Source organism: Geodermatophilus sp. CPCC 205506 (genome assembly GCF_051383635.1).
Lineage (GTDB): Bacteria > Actinomycetota > Actinomycetes > Mycobacteriales > Geodermatophilaceae > Geodermatophilus.
On record NZ_JALPKP010000045.1, the window covers coordinates 1 to 17,125 of the forward strand.

Annotated in this window: 15 protein-coding genes; 1 reads left to right on the top strand and 14 read right to left on the bottom strand. The window is 75.6% G+C overall.

Annotated features, from left to right (window positions below; genetic code table 11):
- Positions 1-317 precede the first annotated feature (317 nt).
- Positions 318-692 (top strand): hypothetical protein, encoded by a 375-nt coding sequence (locus MY520_RS21530; protein WP_436694615.1) that lies wholly within the window; start codon positions 318-320, stop codon positions 690-692.
- Between the two features lie 4 nt (positions 693-696).
- Here the strand turns inward: MY520_RS21530 and MY520_RS21535 are convergent, their stop codons facing one another.
- The 14 genes from MY520_RS21535 to pyrR form a co-directional block, all read right to left on the bottom strand.
- Positions 697-2,676, bottom strand: coding sequence for a primosomal protein N' (locus MY520_RS21535; RefSeq protein WP_436694616.1), 1,980 nt, complete (start codon positions 2,674-2,676; stop codon positions 697-699).
- Between the two features lie 47 nt (positions 2,677-2,723).
- Positions 2,724-3,920: a methionine adenosyltransferase gene (gene metK / locus MY520_RS21540; protein ID WP_436694617.1), complete on the bottom strand. Its 1,197-nt coding sequence runs from the start codon at positions 3,918-3,920 to the stop codon at positions 2,724-2,726.
- A gap of 108 nt (positions 3,921-4,028) precedes the next feature.
- Entirely contained in the window at positions 4,029-5,240 is a 1,212-nt protein-coding gene (coaBC, locus tag MY520_RS21545; protein WP_436694618.1) for a bifunctional phosphopantothenoylcysteine decarboxylase/phosphopantothenate--cysteine ligase CoaBC, read from the bottom strand.
- Between the two features lie 112 nt (positions 5,241-5,352).
- Positions 5,353-5,616, bottom strand: a complete 264-nt coding sequence (rpoZ, locus tag MY520_RS21550) for a DNA-directed RNA polymerase subunit omega (RefSeq protein WP_012949163.1) — start codon at positions 5,614-5,616, stop codon at positions 5,353-5,355.
- A 61-nt stretch (positions 5,617-5,677) separates the two neighbouring features.
- Complete coding sequence (gmk, locus tag MY520_RS21555; protein WP_436694619.1) at positions 5,678-6,292, bottom strand: guanylate kinase; 615 nt, start codon at positions 6,290-6,292, stop codon at positions 5,678-5,680.
- Positions 6,293-6,332: 40 nt separating this feature from the next.
- Positions 6,333-6,683 (bottom strand): integration host factor, actinobacterial type, encoded by a 351-nt coding sequence (mihF, locus tag MY520_RS21560; protein WP_436694620.1) that lies wholly within the window; start codon positions 6,681-6,683, stop codon positions 6,333-6,335.
- A gap of 375 nt (positions 6,684-7,058) precedes the next feature.
- Entirely contained in the window at positions 7,059-7,937 is an 879-nt protein-coding gene (gene pyrF / locus MY520_RS21565) for an orotidine-5'-phosphate decarboxylase (RefSeq protein ID WP_436694621.1), read from the bottom strand.
- Positions 7,934-8,905 carry a dihydroorotate dehydrogenase gene (locus tag MY520_RS21570; protein ID WP_436694622.1) on the bottom strand — a complete coding sequence of 324 codons (972 nt, stop codon included), beginning with the start codon at positions 8,903-8,905 and terminating at the stop codon, positions 7,934-7,936. Before MY520_RS21570 ends, pyrF begins: the two co-directional genes overlap by 4 nt.
- The gene (locus MY520_RS21575) at positions 8,902-9,816 is read right to left on the bottom strand and encodes a dihydroorotate dehydrogenase electron transfer subunit (RefSeq protein ID WP_436694623.1); all 915 of its coding nucleotides are present in this window, start codon (positions 9,814-9,816) and stop codon (positions 8,902-8,904) included. Before MY520_RS21575 ends, MY520_RS21570 begins: the two co-directional genes overlap by 4 nt.
- Positions 9,813-13,115: a carbamoyl-phosphate synthase large subunit gene (gene carB, locus MY520_RS21580; protein ID WP_436694624.1), complete on the bottom strand. Its 3,303-nt coding sequence runs from the start codon at positions 13,113-13,115 to the stop codon at positions 9,813-9,815. The genes MY520_RS21575 and carB overlap by 4 nt, the downstream gene beginning before the upstream one ends.
- Entirely contained in the window at positions 13,115-14,284 is a 1,170-nt protein-coding gene (carA, locus tag MY520_RS21585; protein WP_436694625.1) for a glutamine-hydrolyzing carbamoyl-phosphate synthase small subunit, read from the bottom strand. The genes carB and carA overlap by 1 nt, the downstream gene beginning before the upstream one ends.
- On the bottom strand, positions 14,281-15,567 hold the full coding sequence (locus MY520_RS21590; RefSeq protein ID WP_436694626.1) for a dihydroorotase: 1,287 nt from the start codon (positions 15,565-15,567) through the stop codon (positions 14,281-14,283). Before MY520_RS21590 ends, carA begins: the two co-directional genes overlap by 4 nt.
- Positions 15,564-16,484, bottom strand: coding sequence for an aspartate carbamoyltransferase catalytic subunit (locus tag MY520_RS21595; protein ID WP_436694627.1), 921 nt, complete (start codon positions 16,482-16,484; stop codon positions 15,564-15,566). Before MY520_RS21595 ends, MY520_RS21590 begins: the two co-directional genes overlap by 4 nt.
- Entirely contained in the window at positions 16,481-17,053 is a 573-nt protein-coding gene (gene pyrR, locus MY520_RS21600) for a bifunctional pyr operon transcriptional regulator/uracil phosphoribosyltransferase PyrR (RefSeq protein ID WP_436694628.1), read from the bottom strand. The genes MY520_RS21595 and pyrR overlap by 4 nt, the downstream gene beginning before the upstream one ends.
- Positions 17,054-17,125: the final 72 nt, after the last annotated feature.

Here is a 17,125-nt window from a genome sequence, read left to right on the forward strand (position 1 = left end):
GGGTCCGCGCCGCGGGCGCCGCCGGACCGGTCGCACCGGAGCTGGGGAGCCGCCCGGCACGCGCGGCCGGGCCGGTCCTGGGGACGCCGCCGCCGACGAGTGCACGGGCCGCGTCGGGGGCTCGCGCCCGCGTGCTGCCCGCCGTGAACCCCCTGCCTCCCGCCGCGCCGCTGCTCCCCGCCGCGCCCGCCCCGGAGGTCCTCCCACGGGCAGCCGCGCCGGCCGCCGGCCCGCCGGCGGTTCCTGCGCAGGACCCGGCCGCCACGCCCGCGGAGGCCCCGGCTCCGCCTCCTGCGGCCCCGGGCAGGACGCCCCCTGTGGACCCGGGCAGCCCGCCGGCTGCGGACCCGGGCACAGCGCCCCCTGACGACCCGGCTCCCCCGCCCGGCGACGGCTCCCCGGAGCACCCGCCGCTCCCGGCCCCGGACGGCGGCGACGGGGACGCCCCGGACGGTCCGGGGACGCCGGCCCCCGGACAGCCCGAGGCGCCCGAGCCGCCCGACGACGGCGACGCCCCCGGCACACCGGCCCCCGGCACACCGGCCCCCGGGACACCGGCCCCGGAACAGCCCGAGCAGCCCGAGCAGCCCCAGCAGCCCGAGCAGCCCGAGCAGCCCGACGACGGCTACCAGGTCGAACGGGACCTCGATGCCGGGACGGTGGGGGACGCCGTCGCGGCCGTACCCGGGTAGCGGATCAGACCAGGTCGAGCGGGTCGAGCTGCACGCGCACGTGCTCGGGCGCCTTCTTGGCGCTGCGTACGCCCTGCACCTCGGCCAGCGCGTGCGCCAGGGCCGCACCCTCGCCACGGGGCACCCGGACCAGGTAGCGCTCCCGCTCCCCGTCCTGGCCCGGGCGCGGTGGCTCGGGGACCGGCCCGAGCAGGTCGGCGTCGGCCGGCAGCCGCGCCGCCTCGAGGAACTCGGCCAGCGCCGGCGCGGAGCCCGACAGCGCGGCCATGCGGGTGACCGGGGGGAAACCGAGCTCCCGGCGGTCGGCCAGCTCGCGGGCGGCCAGCCAGGCCGGGTCCCAGCGCACCAGCGCCTGGACGACGGCGTGCGCGGCGTCCGCGGCGACCACCACCTGCCCGCCGTCCGGCGCGGAGCGGACCAGGGCGGCCGCGTTCACCCACCGGCGCAGGGTCTCCTCCCCCGCCCGGAGGTCGGCGCGGCCGAGCAGCGCCCACGAGTCCAGCAGCAGCGCCGCCCCGTACCCGCCCTCGGCGACCGGCTCGGCCCCGGGCGTGGCCACGACCAGCGCCGGGCCGCCCGGCACGGCGGCCAGCACCCCGGAGCCGCGCCCGGAGACCCGCACCGCCGCCCCGGGGAAGGCCCGCCCCAGCTCCTCGGCGGTCCGGGTGGCGCCGACGACGGAGGCGCGCAGCTTGGTGCCGTGGCAGTACGGGCAGTCGAACGTCGCCGCCGGGCGGGCGCACCAGCGGCAGGCCGGCACGCGGGAGCCGCCCGTCCCGGGCGTGGGTGAGATCCCCAGCGGCCCGGAGCAGACCGGGCACCGCGCCGGGGCGCGGCAGCGGTCGCAGGCCAGGCCGGGCGCGTACCCGGCCCGCGGCACCTGCACCAGCACCGGTGCGCCGTCGGCCAGCGTCTGCCGGGCGACCCGGTGGGCGAGGCTGGGGAGCCGGGCGGTGCGGGCGGCCGGGTCGCGGGCCAGCTCGGCGTCGGCCCCCAGCGCGTGCACCCGGGGCGCGGCGGCGCGCAGGGTGGCGCGGTCGGCCACCAGCTCGTGCGCCCACCCGCTCTCGACCAGGAGCTGCGCCTCGGCGGTGCGGGCGGTCGCCGCGACCACCGCCGCGCACGAGGTCAGGTGCGCACGGTGCACCAGCACGTCACGGGCGTGCGCGTAGGGCGCGCGCGGTTCGGCGTGCAGGTCGTCGCCGTCGTCCCAGACCGCGACCAGGGCGAGGTCGGCGACCGGCGCGTAGACCGCCGCCCGGGTGCCGAGCACCACCTTCGCGCTGCCGCGGACGGCGTCGAGGAAGCGGCGGTACCGGGCGTCGGGAGCGGCGTCGGCGCGCAGCACGACGAACGAGCCCTTCGGCAGCCGGGCCTCCGCGGCGGCGGCCAGCCGGTCGAGGTCGCGTCCGTCCGGTGCGACGACCAGGGCGCCGCGGCCGCCGGAGAGCGCGGCCTGGCACAGCTCGACCAGCCGGGCGGGCCAGTCCTCGCCGGGCAGCGCCGTCCAGACCGCCCGCGCCGGCCGCCCCTCGGCGACCGCGGCCAGCAGGGCCGGACCGGTGGCATACCGCGCGAAGCCGGCCGGGTCGGGCGGCGGCGGGGCGGGTGGCGCCTCGGCCGGCGGGCGCTTCTCGGCGGCGGCCCGGCGCGGCGGCACGGCCAGCCGCAGCACGTCGGGGACGGTGCCGCCCCAGCGGTCGGCGACCGACCGGGCGAGCACCGCGACCTCCGGGGTGAGCACCGGCTCGGACGAGACGAGCTTGGCCAACGGCGCCAGCTTGCCGCCGTGCTCGGTGCTGGTCCCCAGGTCGAGGACGAACCCGTCGACCAGCTGCCCGGCGAAGCGCACGCGGACCCGGCAGCCGGGCCGGACGTCGCCGGCCAGCTCCTCGGGGACGGCGTAGTCGAAGGTCCGGTCGAGGTGCGCCAGGGGCACGTCGACGACGACCCGGGCCACCGTCGGCCCCGTCCGGAGGCTCACCACGGGCGTGCGGGTGGTGAGGGAGACGGGGCCCGCTTCCGGTGCGTTCAGGCCCCGGTGGCCGCGCGGAGCGCCTCGACGCGGTCCAGCCGCTCCCAGGGCAGGTCGATGTCGGTGCGGCCGAAGTGCCCGTAGGCGGCCGTCGGCGCGTAGATCGGGCGCAGCAGGTCCAGGTCGCGGACGATGGCGCCCGGACGCAGGTCGAAGACCGAGCCGATCGCCTTCTCCAGCACGTCGTCGGCGACCGTGCCGGTGCCGAACGTCTCGACGAACAGGCCGACCGGGTGCGCGGCGCCGATGGCGTAGGCCACCTGGACCTCGCAGCGGCGGGCCAGCCCGGCGGCGACGACGTTCTTGGCCACCCAGCGCATCGCGTAGGCGCCGGAGCGGTCCACCTTCGACGGGTCCTTGCCCGAGAAGGCGCCGCCGCCGTGCCGCGCCATGCCGCCGTAGGTGTCGACGATGATCTTGCGACCGGTGAGCCCGGCGTCGCCCATCGGCCCGCCGATGACGAACTTGCCGGTCGGGTTGACCAGCAGCCGGTAGCCGCTGGTGGGCAGGCCGAGGGCCGCCAACTCCGGCTCGACCACCAGCTCCTGGACGTCGGGGGCCAGCAGTTGCTCGATCGAGATGTCCTCGGCGTGCTGGGAGGAGACGACCACGGTGTCGACGGCGACCGGGCGGTCGTCCTCGTAGACGACGGTGACCTGGGTCTTGCCGTCGGGCCGCAGGTAGGGCACCGAGCCGTCCTTGCGCACCGCCGACAGCCGCCGCGACAGCCGGTGCGCCAGCGCGATCGGCAGCGGCATGAGCTCGGGGGTCTCGTCGGTGGCGTACCCGAACATCAGGCCCTGGTCGCCGGCGCCCTGCCGCTCGATCTCGTCCTCGGTGGTGCCCGCGGTGCGCGCCTCGTAGCCGGTGTCCACGCCCTGGGCGATGTCCGGCGACTGGGAGCCGATCGAGACGCTGACGCCGCACGAGGCGCCGTCGAAGCCCTTGCGCGAGGAGTCGTAGCCGATGCCGAGGATCGTCCGGCGGACGATCTCGGCGATGTCGACGTAGCCGGCGGTGGTGACCTCGCCGGCGATGTGCACCTGGCCGGTGGTGATGAGCGTCTCCACGGCGACCCGGCTGCGCGGGTCCTGCTCGAGCATGGCGTCGAGGATGGAGTCGCTGATCTGGTCGGCGATCTTGTCCGGGTGGCCCTCGGTCACCGACTCGGACGTGAAGAGACGGCGTGGCACTGGGGCTCCTAGCGGTCGGGAACGGTTCGGGTCCTGCCGTGCGGCAGGGGCGTCGGGTTGGAGGTTACCGGCGGAGGCCGACCACCGGGCGCACGGACGATGGCCGGTTCAGGACAGCCGCGGCGCCACGGCGCTCCAGATGCCCGCCGCCACGGCGTCCTTGGTGCCCTCGCGCAGCTCGGTGTCGGTGCCGTCGGCGGCGAGCACCACCGCGGCGTTGTCCGGCCGGCCGAACACCCGCCCGCCCGAGACGTCGTTGACCACCAGCAGGTCGCAGCCCTTGCGGGCGAGCTTGGCGCGGGCGTGGGTGAGCACGTCGCCGGCGTCGTCCCCCGTCTCGGCGGCGAAGCCGATGACGAGCTGCCCGGCCGGGCGCTTGGTGACCAGCTCGGCCAGCACGTCGGGGTTGCGTGCCAGCGGCACCGCGCTGGGCTCGGCGGCGCTGCCCTTCTTCAGCTTGGTCGCGGCGACCGTCGACGGCCGGAAGTCGGCGACCGCCGCGGACATGACGACGACGTCGGCGTCCGCCGCCTCGGCCAGCACGGCGCTGCGCAGCTCCTCCGCCGTACCGACGGGGACGACGCGGACCCCGAACGGCGCGGGCAGGTCGACGTTGGCCGCGACGAGCACGACCTCGGCGCCGCGGGCGACGGCCACGCGGGCCAGGGCCCACCCCTGCCGGCCCGACGAGCGGTTGCCCAGGTACCGGACGGGGTCCAGGGGCTCCCGGGTGCCGCCGGCGCTGATGACCACGCGCCGTCCGGCCAGGTCGGGGGCGAGCGCGGCGGCGCCGTCGGTGAGCACCACGGCGGCCAGGGCGGCGATGTCGGCCGGCTCCGGCAGGCGCCCGGGCCCGGAGTCGGGGCCGGTCAGCCGGCCCACGGCCGGGGGCAGCACGATCGCGCCGCGACGGCGGAGGGTGGCCACGTTGTCCTGGGTGGCCGGGTGCAGCCACATCTCGGTGTGCATGGCCGGGACGAAGACCACCGGGCAGTGCGCGGTGAGCAGGGTCGCGGCGAGCAGGTCGTCGGCCCGGCCGGCGGCGGCGCGGGCCAGCAGGTCGGCGGTGGCCGGGGCGACGACGACGAGGTCGGCGGTCTGCCCGATGCGCACGTGGGCCACCTCGTCGACGTCGCTCCAGACGTCGGTGGTGACCGGGTGGCCCGACAGCGCCTCGAACGTGGCCGCCCCGACGAAGCGCAGCGCGGCCGGCGTCGGCACGACCCGCACGTCGTGGCCGGCCTCGGTGAACTCCCGGAGGAGGAGGGCGGCCTTGTAGGCGGCCACTCCCCCGCTGACACCGAGCACGATCCTCGCCATGCGGGTCATCCTCCACCAGACACGACGGCGCCCCCGGAACGAACCGGAGGCGCCGGTGAGGACCCCGTCCTCCCCACCCTTCGCAAGCTCAGGGCGGGACCGGGACGGGGCCTCAGTTCTCGCCGGCGGTGTGGGTGAGCAGGCCCTCGTTGATCTCGCGCAGCGCGATCGAGAGCGGCTTCTCCTGCGGGGCGGTGTCGACCAGCGGGCCGACGTACTCCAGCAAGCCCTCGGAGAGCTGGCTGTAGTAGGCGTTGATCTGCCGCGCGCGCTTGGCGGCGAAGATCACCAGGCCGTACTTGCTGCTGGTGCGCTCGAGCAGCTCGTCGATCGGCGGGTTGGTGATGCCCTCGGGGGCGGGTGCGACTCCGGACACGGGCGGGCGTGCTCCTCAGATCGTTCGACGGGAGTGGCGGGCGGCGCTGGCCGCGGGCCCGCTACTCGTGGGCGCCGCTGCCCCGCTCAGGGCGGCCGGACGACGGCGCAGTCAGCAAGCCTACCAACTCGTCGGCGGCCCGGGTGACGTCGTCGTTGACCACCACCACGTCGAACTCCCCCGCGGCGTCCAGCTCGGCCTGCGCGATGGCCAGCCGGCGCTCCTGCACGGCGGGGGGCTCGGAGCCCCGGCCGGCCAGCCGGCTGACCAGTTCGGCCCAGGACGGCGGGGCGAGGAAGACCAGCTGGGCACCGGCGTCGCGGGCGCGGACCTGCCGGGCCCCCTGGAGCTCGATCTCCAGCAGCGCCGGTGCCCCGGTGGCCAGGCGCTCGCGCACCGGGGCGGCCGGCGTGCCGTAGCGGTTGCCCGCGTACTCGGCCCACTCGAGGAGCCCGTCCTCGGCGATCAGCCGGTCGAACTCCGCGTCGTCGACGAAGTGGTAGTGCACTCCGTCGAGCTCACCGGCGCGGGGCGGCCGGGTGGTCGCCGACACCGACAGCCAGACCTCCGGGTACCGGCGCCGGACCTCGGCCACGACCGTGCCCTTGCCGACCCCGGAGGGTCCCGAGAGCACGGTCAGCCGCGCCGGTGTGCCTTGCTCGGCAGCACGTCCCACTCGTCGTCGTCCTCGACCTCCGGGCGCCTCGTCGTGCGGGTCAGCCCTCCGCGGCGACGTGGTCGGCGGAGACCTGGTCGCCGCCGAACTCCGCTTCGAGGGCCTTGCGCTGGTTGGCACCCAGTCCGCGCACCCGGCGGGTCGGGGAGATCTCGAGCCGCTCCATGATCTTGGCAGCCCGTGCCTTGCCCACTCCGGGCAGGGACTCCAGGACCGCGGAGACACGCATCTTGCCGATGACCTCGTCGCTCTCACCCTGGCGCAGGACGTCGCCCACGGTGGCGCCCTTGCTCTTGAGCCGCTCGCGCAGCTCGGCACGGGACTTGCGGGCGGCGGCGGCCTTCTCGAGTGCAGCGGCGCGCTGTTCGGGGGTCAGATCAGGGAGGGGCATGGTGCGACCCAATCGTGTCGTCGCCGGCTCGCGGTTCGACCGGCGGGGGCTCCGGTGCTGTGTCGGGGACAGAGCTCACTGCTGAGCCTGTCGGCCAACCTAGTTCCCGGAAAAGCGCAGGTCACGCCCGTCTTTCCGGTTCGTTTCACGCGGAGGGTGACTCGCCGGCCACGGTGCGTTCAACACCGTGCTCACGGTCTGTCATCCCCGCAGGTCAGCGACGACCGTCGCGGGCCCTACGGTCGGTTCCGGAAGCGGACGGTTCCGTCCGACACGCCGGTCGCGACACGCCGAGCGGAGCCGGAAACCGCTGGTGACGAGGCCGTCGGGGCGCTCGGTCGGGTGACCACCGCCGCCGTCCCGACGCCTCGCGCCTCACCCGGCCAGCTCGGTGGCCCACCGGTCGGCCGCGGCCCGGAGTGCGGCGGGGTCGGGGCCGGCGGACAGCACGTCGCGGGACACGGTGGGGACGACGGCCGCGTCGCCGCCGAACAGCCGGCGCAGGTCGGCCACCGATCCACCCTGGGCGCCGAGACCGGGAGCCAGCACCGGACCGCCGAGCCCGGCGAGGTCGACGTCGATCTCGCGCAGGGTGGCGCCGACGACCACCCCGAACGAGCCGGTGTGCGCGCCGAACCGGCTGCTCAGGTCGCGGACGGCGGCGACGTCGGGCAGCGGGTCGCCGACGACCCAGCCCGGGGTGTTCCAGCCGCGCACGGTGTCGACGACGACCTGCGCGACCGACCGCTCCCCCACCAGGGCGTGCTGGAGCGTGCCCGCGTCGGGGTTGGAGGTGCGGGCCAGCACGAACAGCCCGCCGCCGAACCGGCGCGCCGTGTCGACCGCGGGCTGCAGCGAGCCGGGGCCGAGGTACGGGCTGACCGTCATGGCGTCCACGGTCAGCGGGTGGTCGGGGCGCAGGTAGTCGGCGTAGGCGTCCATCGTCGAGCCGATGTCGCCGCGCTTGGCGTCCAGCAGGACGAGGGCACCGGCGGCCCGCGCCCGCGCGACGGCGTCCTCCAGGACGGCCAGGCCCCGGGAGCCGTGCCGCTCGTAGAAGGCCAGCTGCGGCTTGAGGACGGCGACGCTGCCGGCCAGCCCGTCGACGACCGCGTCGGTGAACCGAGCCAGGCCCGAGGGGTCGTCCGACAGCCCCCAGCGCTCCAGCAGCGGCGCGTGCGGGTCGATGCCCACGCACAGCGGGCCGCGGGCGGCGACGGCGTCGGCCAGCCGCTCGCCGAACGGTTGTCTCATCGGTGCGCGTACCCGACGGCGTCGCGCAGGCTCGCGAAGCCGCGCGCGGCCAGTGCCGCGGCCAGCTCGTCGTGCACGCGGCCCACCGCCGAGGGGTCGGCGAACACCGCCGTCCCCACGCTGACCGCCGACGCGCCGGCGAGGACGAACTGCAGCGCGTCCAGACCGGTGCGGATGCCGCCCATCCCCAGGATCGGGACCTCGGGGAGCGCCTGGTGCACCTGCCACACGCAGCGCAGCGCCACGGGGCGGATCGCCGGGCCGGAGAGCCCGCCGGTGACCCCGCCGAGCACCGGGCGCATGGTGTCCGGGTCGATGACCAGCCCGAGCAGGGTGTTGATCATCGACAGCCCGTCGGCGCCGGCGGCGACCACCGAGCGGGCCACCCCCACGATGTCGGTGACGTCGGGGCTGAGCTTCGCGTAGACCGGGTGCGCCGGGTCCGCGGCCGCCCGGACGGCAGCGACGACGTCGGCGGCGGCGACCGGGTCGCAGGCGAAGACCTCGCCGCGGCTCTCCACGTTCGGGCAGCTGATGTTGACCTCGAGACCCAGCACGCCGGGCGCCCCGCGCAGGCGCGCGGCCAGCTCGGCGAAGTCCTCGACCCGGGTGCCCGCGATGGAGACGAACGCCCGGGCGCCGCGCGCGGCCAGCCACGGCAGCTCGTCGGCCAGCAGCCCGTCGATGCCCGGACCCTGCAGGCCGATGGAGTTGAGCATCCCGCTCGGCGTCTCTGCCATGCGCGGCGTCGGCCGGCCGGACCGGGGCCGCAGCTGCACCGACTTGGTGACCACCGCGCCGATCGCGGCCAGGTCGACGAACGGCTCGAGCTCCTCCCCGAACGCCGAGCAGCCCGACGCGGTCAGCACCGGGCTCGGGATCGGCGCCGTCCCCAGCGCCGTCGACATGTCGACGGCCGTCTCGGAGGGGCCGACGTGGCCGCTCTGCCCCTTCAACGTCGCGGTCACGGTGCCACCACTCCCATCGCGTCGGCGCCCACGACGTCCCACGGCAGGGCGCCCACGTCGGCGAAGCGCACCCGGTCGCCGCCGAACACCGGGCCCTCGGTGCACGACCGGGAGAACCGGGTCCGCCCGTCGGCCCCGACCACCGGCAGCACGCAGGTCATGCAGACCCCGATCCCGCAGGCCATCGACTCCTCGACCGCCACGTAGGACGGCACGCCGGCCGCGGTGGCCGCGTCCGCGACCGCGCGCAGCATCGGCATCGGCCCGCAGGCGTAGACCACGCCGGCGTCGCCGAGCAGCTCGGCCACCGCGTCGGTGACCCGGCCGCGCCGGCCGGCGCTGCCGTCGTCCGTGGTCACCGCGACCGTGCCGGCCACGGCGGCCAGCTCGTCGACGGAGCACAGCCGCTCCGCCGAGGCGGCCCCGGTGACCGCGTCGACCGGGTGTCCCTGGTCGCGCAGCAGCTCGGCCAGCCCGACCAGCGCCGCGGCGCCGTACCCGCCGCCGACCAGCAGCGCCCGCGCCCCGGGCGGAGCGGCCGGGAAGGGCCGGCCCAGCGGGCCGACGACGTCGACGGTGTCCCCCGTCCGCAGCCCGGCCAGCCAGGTCGACCCGGGCCCGTGCGGCGCGACCACCACGGTGACCCGGCCGTCGGCCGCACCGGCGATCGCGATGGAGCGGCGCAGCAGGTGCGCCGAGGTCGGCCCGCCGACGGCGAAGGCGACGAACTGACCCGGTTCGGCGCGCCCGGCGATCTCCGGGGCGGTCAGCGTCAGCTCCACGTAGGCGCCGACCGGGCGGCGTCCGGTCACCTCCACGACGCGCTGCACCGGCGGGTGCGCGGCTCGCGGGGCCGGCTCGGTGAGCAGCGGGGCAGGGACGGCCGTCCCCGCCCCTGAGGCGGCGGTCACGGGTTCGTCCCGGCGGCGAGGGCGGCGTGGACCTCCTGGAGGCTGCGCACCCCGATGTCGTCGCGGCGCAGCGCCTCGACGCCCTGCACCGCGGCGGCCAGCCCCTGCACCGTGGTGATGCACGGGATGCCGGCGGCGACGGCGGCGGTGCGGATCTCGTAGCCGTCCAGCCGCGGCCCGCTGTTGCCGGGCGCGCCGAACGGGGTGTTGACGACGATGTCGACGTCGCCGGCGAGGATCCGCTCGACGACGTTGCCCGGGCCCTCGCTGAACTTGCCGACCACGTCGCAGGAGACGCCGTTGCGGCGCAGCACCTGCGCGGTGCCGGAGGTGGCCAGCACGTGGAAGCCGAGGTCGGCCAGCCGCTTGACCGGGAAGATCGCCGAGCGCTTGTCGCGGTTGGCCAGCGAGACGAACACCGTCCCCTCGGTGGGCAGCGAGCCGTACGCGGCGGCCTGGGACTTCGCGAACGCCGTCCCGAAGCCGGTGTCGAGGCCCATGACCTCGCCGGTGGACTTCATCTCCGGGCCGAGCACGGTGTCGACGTTGTGCCCCTCGACCGTGCGGAACCGGTGGAAGGGCAGCACCGCCTCCTTGACCGCGATCGGCATGTCCGCGGGCAGGTCCGCGCCGTCGCCGGTGGCCGGCAGCACGCCGGCGGCGCGCAGCTCGGGGATGGTCTCCCCGACCGCGATGCGCGCGGCGGCCTTGGCCAGCTGGACGGCGGTGGCCTTGGAGACGAACGGCACGGTGCGGCTGGCCCGCGGGTTGGCCTCCAGCACGTAGAGGATGTCGTCCTTGACCGCGTACTGGACGTTGATCAGCCCGCGGACGCCGACCCGGGCCGCGAGCTTCTCCGTCGCGGCGCGGATGCGCACCAGGTCGGCCGAGCCGAGGGTGATCGGCGGCAGCGCGCAGGCGGAGTCGCCGGAGTGGATGCCGGCCTCCTCGATGTGCTCCATGACGCCGCCGAGGTAGAGCTCGTTGCCGTCGTAGAGCGCGTCGACGTCCACCTCGACGGCGTCCTCGAGGAACCGGTCGACCAGCACGGGGTGCTCGGGGCTGACGTCGGTGGCCTTGGCGATGTAGGCCTCCAGCGTGGCGTCGTCGTAGACGATCTCCATGCCGCGCCCGCCCAGCACGTACGAGGGGCGGACCAGCACCGGGTAGCCGATGACCGCCGCGATCTCCCGCGCCTCGGCGAAGGTGGTCGCGGTGCCGTGCTTGGGTGCCAGCAGCCCGGTGTCGTGCAGCACCCGGGAGAAGGCGCCGCGGTCCTCGGCGGCGTCGATGGACTCCGGCGAGGTGCCCAGCACCGGCACGCCGGCGTCCTTGAGCCGCTGCGCCAGACCCAGCGGCGTCTGCCCGCCGAGCGTGCAGATCACCCCGGCGACGGGGCCGGCGGCGCGCTCGGCCTCCACCACCTCCAGGACGTCCTCGAAGGTCAGCGGCTCGAAGTACAGCCGGTCGGCGGTGTCGTAGTCGGTGGAGACGGTCTCCGGGTTGCAGTTGACCATCACCGCCTCGTAGCCGGCGTCCTGCAGCGCCGCGAGCGCGTGCACGCACGAGTAGTCGAACTCGATGCCCTGCCCGATCCGGTTGGGGCCGGAGCCGAGGATGAGCACCGCCGGCCTCTCCCGCGGCTCGACCTCCGTCTCCTCGTCGTAGGAGGAGTAGTGGTACGGCGTGCGGGCGGCGAACTCCGCCGCGCAGGTGTCGACGGTCTTGAAGACCGGCCGGATGCCCAGGCGCCACCGGAGCCTCCGGACGCCGTCCTCCCCGGCCAGCTCCGGCCGCAGCGCGGCCACCTGCCGGTCGGAGAGCCCGTACCGCTTGGCGCGGCGGAGCAGGTCCGGGGTGAGCGACGGCGCGTCGTGCACCTCGGTGCCGATCTCGGTGACCAGGGCGATCTGGTCGACGAACCACGGGTCGAAGCCGCTGGCCTCGGCCACCTGCTCGACCGTGGCGCCGGCGGAGAGCGCCTGCTCGGCCAGGTAGAGCCGCCCGTCGACCGGGGTGCGCAGCCGCTCGAGCAGCTCGGCGGGGTCGGCGTTGGCGTCCTCCACCCCGGTCCAGAACCCGGCCACGGAGGTCTCCGTGGACCGCATGGCCTTGCCCAGCGCCTCGGGGAAGTTGCGGCCCAGGGCCATGACCTCGCCGACGCTCTTCATCGTCGTGGTCAGCCGCGGGTCGGCGCCGGGGAACTTCTCGAACGCGAACCGCGGGATCTTCACCACGACGTAGTCCAGCGCCGGCTCGAAACTGGCCGGCGTGACGCCGGTGATGTCGTTGGTGATCTCGTCCAGCGTGTAGCCGATGGCCAGCTTCGCGGCGATCTTGGCGATCGGGAAGCCGGTGGCCTTGGACGCCAGCGCGGACGACCGCGACACCCGAGGGTTCATCTCGATGACGACCAGCCGGCCGGTCTGCGGGTGGACGGCGAACTGGATGTTGCAGCCGCCGGTGTCGACGCCGACCGCGCGCAGCACGGCGATCCCGACGTCGCGCATCTGCTGGTACTCGCGGTCGGTGAGGGTCATCGCCGGGGCGACGGTCACCGAGTCGCCGGTGTGCACGCCCATCGCGTCGATGTTCTCGATGGAGCAGATGACCACCACGTTGTCGCTGCGGTCGCGCATCAGCTCGAGCTCGAACTCCTTCCAGCCGAGCACCGACTCCTCGATGAGCACGGTGTGCACCGGGGAGTCGGCGAGCCCGTGCCCGGCCATCCGGCGCAGCATCGGCTCGTCGGTGGCGATGCCGGAGCCGAGCCCGCCCATGGTGAAGCTGGGCCGGATGACGACCGGGTAGCCGACCTCCGCGGCCGTGGCGAGGGCCTCCTCGACGCTGGCGCAGACGGTGGAGCGCGGGGCGTCGGCGCCGATCGACCGGACGATGTCCTTGAACATCTGCCGGTCCTCGCCGCGGTTGATCGCGTCGACGTCGGCGCCGATGAGCCGCACGCCGTACCGCTCGAGGACGCCGTTCTCGTAGAGCCCGATCGCGATGTTGAGCGCGGTCTGGCCGCCGAGGGTGGCCAGCAGCGCGTCGGGCCGCTCCTTGGCGATGACCTTCTCGACGAACTCCGGGGTCAGCGGCTCGACGTAGGTGGCGTCGGCGATCTCCGGGTCGGTCATGATCGTCGCCGGGTTGCTGTTGACCAGGCTGACCCGCAGCCCCTCGGCCCGGAGCACCCGGCAGGCCTGGGTGCCGGAGTAGTCGAACTCGGCGGCCTGGCCGATGAGGATCGGCCCGGAGCCGATCACCATCACGTGGTGGATGTCGGTGCGCTTGGGCATCAGGCGTTCTTCTCCGCGGTGCTGTGCTCCACGACGGGAGGCGGGCTGACGGCGTCCCCGGTGTCCCGGGTGCGCTCCATGAGGTCGACGAAGCGCTGGAACAGCGGCGCGGCGTCGTGCGGGCCGGCGGCTGCCTCGGGGTGGAACTGGACGCTGAACGCCGGGGCGTCGAGGCAGCGCAGCCCCTCGACGACGTCGTCGTTGAGGCCCACGTGGCTCACCTCGACCCGCCCGTAGGGGGTGTCGGTGGGCCGGTCCAGCGGGGCGTCGACGGCGAAGCCGTGGTTGTGGCTGGTCACCCGCACCGTGCCGCTGACCCGGTCGAGCACCGGCTGGTTGAGCCCGCGGTGGCCGAAGCGCAGCTTGTAGGTGCCCAGGCCGAGCGCCCGGCCCAGGATCTGGTTGCCGAAGCAGATGCCGAACAGCGGGCGGCCGGCGTCGAGCACGCCCCGCACCGCCTCGACCGCGTAGTCGGCGGCGGCCGGGTCGCCGGGGCCGTTGGAGAGGAAGACGCCGTCGGGCCCGGCGGCGAGCAGGTCCGCGGCGGTCGCGGTGGCGGGCAGCACGTGCGTCTCGACGCCGAGCTCGGCCAGGTGCCGCGGCGTCGCGGTCTTGATGCCGAGGTCCAGCGCGGCGATGGTGAACCGCTTCTCCCCCACCGCCGGGACGACGTAGGGGTCGTTGGCGGTGACCGCGGGGGCGAGGTCCGCGCCGGTCATGCTCTCCGACGCGAGCACCCGGACCAGCAGGTCGTCGGCCGACAGCCCGTCGCTGCTGATGCCGGCCCGCATGGCGCCGCGCTCGCGCAGGTGCCGGGTGAGCGCCCGGGTGTCGACGCCGCTGATGCCGACCACGCCCTGGGCGACCAGCTCGTCGTCCAGGCTGCCGGTGGCCCGCCAGTTGGCCGGCCGGCGGGCGGGGTCGCGGACGACGAAGCCGGCCACCCACATGCGGCGGCTCTCGTCGTCCTCGCCGTTCACGCCGGTGTTGCCGATGTGCGGGGCGGTCATGACGACGACCTGGCGGTGGTAGCTGGGGTCGGTGAGGGTCTCCTGGTAGCCGGTCATCCCGGTGGAGAACACCGCCTCGCCGACCGTCGTCCCGACCGCGCCGTAGGCCTCGCCCCGGAACGTCCTCCCGTCCTCGAGGACGAGTACTGCTTCTCTCAACGAACTGCCTTCCCGTCCAGAACGGTCGGCGTCCCCCGCAGGAACGTCGCGACCACCCGGCCGGGGAGCTCCCGGCCGGCGTAGGGGCTGTTGCGGCTGCGGCTGGCCAGCGCCGCGGGGTCGACCACCGACCGCGCGGCCGGGTCGAGCAGCACCAGGTTGGCCGGCTCCCCGGGGGTCAGGGGACGGCCGTGCCCGTCCAGCCGGCCGATCGCCGCGGGCCGCGCCGACATGCGGTCGGCGACGCCCCGCCAGTCGAGCAGGCCGGTCTCGACCATGGTCTGCACGACCACGGCCAGCGCCTGCTCCAGGCCCAGCATCCCCGGCCGGGCGCTGGCCCACTCGGTCTCCTTGTCCTCCACCGCGTGCGGCGCGTGGTCGGTGGCGACGGCGTCGATCGTGCCGTCGGCCAGTCCGGCGCGCAGGGCCTCGACGTCGGCGTCCGTGCGCAGCGGCGGGTTGACCTTGAAGACCGGGTCGTAGCTCTCGGCGCACGCGTCGGTGAGCAGCAGGTGGTGCGGGGTCACCTCGGCGGTCACCTGGACGCCGCGGGACTTCGCCCAGCGCAGCAGCTCCACCGAGCCCGCCGTCGAGACGTGGCAGACGTGCAGCCGCGCGCCGACGTGCCCGGCCAGCAGCACGTCGCGGGCGATGATCGCCTCCTCCGCGGCGGCCGGCCAGCCGGCCAGGCCCAGCCGGGCGGAGCGGTCGCCCTCGTGCATCTGCGCGCCGGCGGTCAGCCGCGGCTCCTCCGCGTGCTGGGCGACGACGCCGTCGAGGGCCTTCACGTACTCCAGCGCCCGGCGCATCAGCGCCGGGTCGGCGACGCAGTGGCCGTCGTCGGAGAACACGCGGACGCGGGCGGCGGAGTCGGCCATCGCGCCGAGCTCGGCCAGCCGCTCGCCGGCCAGGCCCACGGTCACCGCGCCCACGGGGACGACGTCGACCAGCCCGGCCGCCTGGCCCAGCCGCCAGACCTGCTCGACGACGCCGGCGGTGTCGGCCACCGGGTCGGTGTTGGCCATGGCGTGCACCGCGGTGTAGCCGCCGAGGGCCGCCGCGCGGCTGCCGGTCTCGACCGTCTCGGCGTCCTCCCGGCCGGGTTCGCGCAGGTGGGTGTGCAGGTCGACGAGGCCGGGGAGGGCGATCAGCCCGCCGGCCTCGACCACCTCGGCACCGGGCGCGGAGAGGCTCTCCCCGATGGCGGCGATCCGGCCGTCCGCCACCAGGATGTCGGCGGCGTCCTCGCCGTAGGGGCGGGCCCCCGTGATGAGCAACGTCATGAGGGGGCGCCTCCCAGCAGCAGGTACAGGACGGCCATGCGCACGGAGACGCCGTTGCCGACCTGCTCGACGATCGTGGAACGGACGGAGTCGGCCACCTCGGCGGCGATCTCCATGCCGCGGTTCATGGGGCCCGGGTGCATGACGATCGCGTCGTCGGCCAGGGCGCCCACCCGCCGGGTGTCCAGGCCGTAGCGGCGGCTGTACTCCCGCGCGCTGGGGAAGAACGAGGCGTTCATGCGCTCGGCCTGGACCCGCAGCATCATCACCACGTCGGCCTTGGGCAGCACGGCGTCCAGGTCGTAGGAGACCTCCGCCGGCCAGCTGCCCACCCCCACCGGCAGCAGCGTGGGCGGGGCGACCAGGGTGACCTCGGCGCCGAGGGTGTGCAGCAGCCGCACGTTGGAGCGGGCCACCCGGCTGTGCAGGACGTCGCCGACGATCGCGACCCGCACGCCCTCGACCCGGCCCAGCCGGCGCCGGATCGTGTAGGAGTCCAGCAGCGCCTGGGTGGGGTGCTCGTGCGTGCCGTCGCCGGCGTTGACGACGCTGCCGCGGACCCAGTTCGCCAGCCGGTGCGGTGCCCCGGAGGCGCCGTGCCGGACGACGATCGCGTCGCTGCCCATCGCCTCGAGCGTCAGCGCGGTGTCCTTGAGGCTCTCGCCCTTGGAGACGCTGCTGCCCTTGGCGGAGAAGTTGATGACGTCGGCGGAGAGCCGCTTGGCCGCCAGCTCGAACGAGATGCGGGTGCGGGTGGAGTCCTCGTAGAAGAGGTTGACGACCGTGCGGCCGCGCAGCGTCGGCAGCTTCTTGACCTCGCGGCCGGCGAGCGCGGCGTCGATCTGCGCCGCGGTGTCGAGCACCAGCGTCGCGTCGGCGCGGTCGAGGTCGGCCGCGTCCAGCAGGTGTCGCTTCACGCCTTCTCCCCCTCCGTGACCAGCACCTCGTCGGTGCCGTCGATCTCGTCCAGGTGCACGCGGACCTGCTGCGCGCGGGAGGTCGGCACGTTCTTGCCGACGTAGTCGGCGCGGATCGGCAGCTCCCTGTGGCCGCGGTCGACCAGCACCGCGAGCTGCACCGCGCGCGGCCGGCCGAGGTCGCGGAGCGCGTCGAGCGCCGCGCGGACCGACCGGCCGGAGTAGAGGACGTCGTCGACGAGGACGACCAGCCGGCCGTCGATGCCGCCCTCGGGCAGGACGGTGACCTCCAGCGCCCGGACGCCGCGCAGCCGCAGGTCGTCGCGGTAGAGGGTGATGTCGACGGTGCCCACGTCGACACGGGTGCCGGAGAAGGCCTCGATGCGGGCGGCGAGCCGGCGGGCCAGTGGGGCGCCGCGGGTCGGGATGCCGACCAGCACGAGGTCGGCGAGGCCGTTGCCCGCCTTCTCGATCAGCTGGTGGGCCATCCGGTCGACCACGCGGGCGACGTCGGGGGCGGTGAGGAGCGGAGCGGGGCTGCCGAGGGCAGCCGCGGACGAGTCGGCCATCAGGCCTCCTTCCCCGCCTCACTGGACGGGTCGTTAAAGGAGTGGTTGGACCGGGACCGACGGTACTGCACC